Raw genomic sequence first — 3192 nt, forward strand, 5'->3', positions numbered from 1 at the left:
GCCTGCCCGCGCAGCGCGTCGCGGTCCAGCCGGGTCGGGACCAGCAGCGCCTCCGGGGACCTCAGCGCGGCGTCGAACAGCGCCAGCGCCTCCTCCGTCGCCATGGCCGCCAGGCCGCCCCGGGCCAGCCGGGCCCGATCGGCCTCGTCCAGGTGCCCGGTCAGACCACTGGCCTGAGCCCACAGGCCCCAGGCCAGCGAGACCGCCGGCAGGCCCCGCTCACGGCGCCACCCGGCCAGACCGTCCAGGAAACCGTTCGCCGACCCGTACAGGCTCTGCCCGGCACTGCCGAACACGCCCGCACCGGAGGAGAAGAGCACGAAGGCCGCGAGACCCAGGCCCTCGGTCGCCTCGTGCAGGTGCCAGGCCGCGTCCGCCTTCGGGGCGAACACCTCCCCCAGCTCCTCCGCCGACCGCGTCTCGAAGACGCCGTCGGCCAGCGCACCGGCGGTGTGCACCACCGCCGTCAGCGGACGCCCCTCCGGGACCCGACGGACCAGGTCGTCGACCACCGAACGGTCCGACACATCGGCGGCCACCACCTCCACCTCGGCACCCAGCGCCTCGAGCCCGGCCACCAACTCCGCCGCACCCGGCGCCGCCACGCCGCGACGACTCACCAACAGCAGCCGCCGCACCCCGTGCGACTCCACCAGATGCCGGGCCACCAACCCGCCCAACGTCCCCGTACCACCCGTCACCAGCACCGTCCCCGCCGGATCCAGGACCGGGCCGGTGCCGGTGGGCGCCTCGGCACGCGCCAGGCGCGGCACCACCGCGGTCCCGTCGCGCCACGCGACATGGGGTTCACCGGACGCGAGCGCGTCGGCCACCAGTGAGGCGGGCACCGCCGAGCCGTCGGTGTCCACCAGGACGATCCGGCCCGGGTGTTCGAGCTGCGCGGTGCGGACCAGGCCCCGGACGGCGGCCGCCGCCGGGTCCCCGGCGCCGTGCGCGGTCAGGACCGCGAGCGGGCCGGCGGAGTCACCGGCCAGGTGCTCCTGGATCCCGCCGAGCGCGGCGCCGACGAGTGCCCGGGCCGCCCGCGGCACCGACAGCCCCTCGGGGACGCGGGTCAGGTCGAGCACATCGTCCCCGGACGGGCGGTCCGCCGCCCGCGGCAGGTCGGCGGGCGCCCAGGCGACGCGGTACAGGTGCTCGGCGGCGGTGTCCCGGGCGGCGGACAGCCGCTCGGGCGCCACCGGCCGCAGGACCAGCGCCCCGACGGCACCGACGGGCCGGCCGACCGGGTCGGTCAGCGCGAAGGAGACGCTGTCCGGGCCCTCCCGGCGGGAGTGCACCCGCAGCGCGGTGGCCCCGGACGCGTACAGGGCCACGTCGTTCCAGGCGAACGGCAGCAGCACCTCCCCCGGTCCGGCCACCGGCGCCGCGCCCAGGTTGGCGGACTGCAGGGCCGCGTCCAGCAGGGCCGGGTGCAGTCCGAACCGCCCGGCGGAGTCCGTCAGTTCCTCCGGCAGCGCGACCTCGGCGAACACCTCCTCGCCCGACCGCCAGGCGGCCCGCAGGCCCCGGAACGCGTCGCCGTACTCGTAGCCCGCCTCGGCCAGCCGCTCGTAGAAGCCGTCCAGGGCGACCGGCTCCGCGCCGGCCGGCGGCCACGCCTCGTAGCCGAACTCCGGTGCGGTCTCGGCCGCCAGGAAGCCGGTGGCGTGCCGGGTCCACACGCCGCCCTCCGCGTCCTCGGGCCGCGAGTGCACGTGGACGGCCCGGCGGTCGTCGCCGGCGGTGGCCGGGTCGACCGTGACACGGACCTGGAGGCCACCGCGCTCGGGCAGGATCCCGGGCGCCTCGACGACCAGCTCGTCGAGGCGGCCGAGACCGGTCCGCTCCCCCGCCCGCAGGGCGAGTTCGAGGAAGGCCGCGCCGGGCAGCAGGACCGTCCCGGAGACGGCGTGGCCGGCCAGCCACGGGTGCGATCGGATCGACAGCCGCCCGGTGAACACCTCTCCCCCGTCGGGCAGTTCGACCAGGGTGCCGAGCAGCGGATGCTCGGCGGCGGCGACCCCGAACGCGGTCACGTCACCCGTGGCGGCCACGGGCTCCAGCCAGAAGCGCTGGTGCTGGAAGGCGTAGGTGGGCAGTTCGGACGGGCGGACGGTGCCGGCCCCGGCGTGGGTCGTGGACCAATCCACGGACAGGCCGTGCACATGGAGTTCGGCGGCGGCGAGCAGGACGCGGTCCCAGCCGCCGTCCTCGCGGCGCAGGGTCCCGGTGACGACGGTCGGCGCCTGAACGGCCTCCTCCAGGGCCTCGACGATGCCGTGGGCGAGCACGGGGTGCGCGCTGACCTCGACGAAGGCCCGGAAGCCCTCGCCGGCCAGGGTCTCGACGGCGTCGGCGAAGCGGACGGTCTGCCGCAGGTTGCGGTACCAATACCCCGCGTCCAGCTCCGGGCCCTCCAGCCAGCGGCCCTCGACGGTGGAGAGGAAGGGGATCGCGGCGGGCTGGGGCTTCACGGAGCCCAGCAGCTCGGCGAGTTCGGCCTCGATGGACTCCACGTGCGAGGTGTGCGAGGCGTAGTCGACGGCGATCCGCCGCACGCGCACGCCCTGCTCCTCGTACGCGACGACCAGCGTGTCCAGACCCGCCGGGTCACCAGCCACCACCACCGAGGAGGGGCCGTTGACGGCCGCGACCTCGACCCCGGCGGGGAGCCGGTCGGCCACCTCGGCGAGCGGCAACCCGACCGACACCATGCCGCCGCGTCCGGCCAGACCGCGGGCGATGGCCTGCGACCGCAGCGCCACCACGGCCGCCGCGTCGTCCAGGGAGAGGATGCCGGCGACGTGCGCCGCCGCGATCTCCCCCTGCGAGTGACCCACCACCGCGTCAGGCACCACACCCAGCGACGCCCACAGCCGCGCCAAACCGACGTTCACCGCGAACGACACCGGCTGCACCACGTCCACCCGCTCCAACGAGGCGGCACCCGGCACCTGGTTCACCACATCGAGCAACGACCAGTCGACATAAGCCCTCAGAGCCTTGTCGACCTCACCGAGCGCCTCCGCGAACACCGCCGACTCGACGAGCAGCCGACGCCCCATCCCAGCCCACTGGGAACCCTGACCCGGGAAGACGAACACCGACCGACCGCTCACCTCCGCCCGACCGGACACCAGCCCACCCCGCTCCCATTGACACCATTGACACTACCGGCACCACCCGGTC

General features: G+C 75.8%; 1 protein-coding gene. It reads right to left on the bottom strand.

The window, feature by feature from the left end; genetic code table 11:
* Nucleotides 1–3068 (bottom strand): SDR family NAD(P)-dependent oxidoreductase (locus ACWDCZ_RS39765; protein ID WP_449818516.1); only part of this gene is annotated, 3068 nt, incomplete at its 3' end.
* Nucleotides 3069–3192: the final 124 nt, after the last annotated feature.

The organism is Kitasatospora sp. NPDC001225 (assembly GCF_053597855.1).